At 51.2% G+C, this 248-nt stretch carries 1 pseudogene; it reads left to right on the top strand.

The annotated features are described in order from the left end of the window. Nucleotides 1-63: 63 nt before the first annotated feature. Nucleotides 64-248 (top strand): annotated as a pseudogene (locus F0Q32_RS25925) (IS6 family transposase); the annotation flags it as partial.

Genomic DNA, 248 nt, shown 5'->3' with positions numbered 1-248 from the left:
GGCACTGTTGCAAATAGTCGGTGGTGATAAACTTATCATCCCCTTTTGCTGATGGAGCTGCACATGAACCCATTCAAAGGCCGGCATTTTCAGCGTGACATCATTCTGTGGGCCGTACGCTGGTACTGCAAATACGGCATCAGTTACCGTGAGCTGCAGGAGATGCTGGCTGAACGCGGAGTGAATGTCGATCACTCCACGATTTACCGCTGGGTTCAGCGTTATGCGCCTGAAATGGAAAAACGGCT

It is taken from the genome of Pseudocitrobacter sp. 73 (assembly GCF_008369545.1).
Lineage (GTDB): Bacteria > Pseudomonadota > Gammaproteobacteria > Enterobacterales > Enterobacteriaceae > Pseudocitrobacter > Pseudocitrobacter vendiensis.
This window is presented reverse-complemented; position numbering and strand designations above follow the sequence as displayed.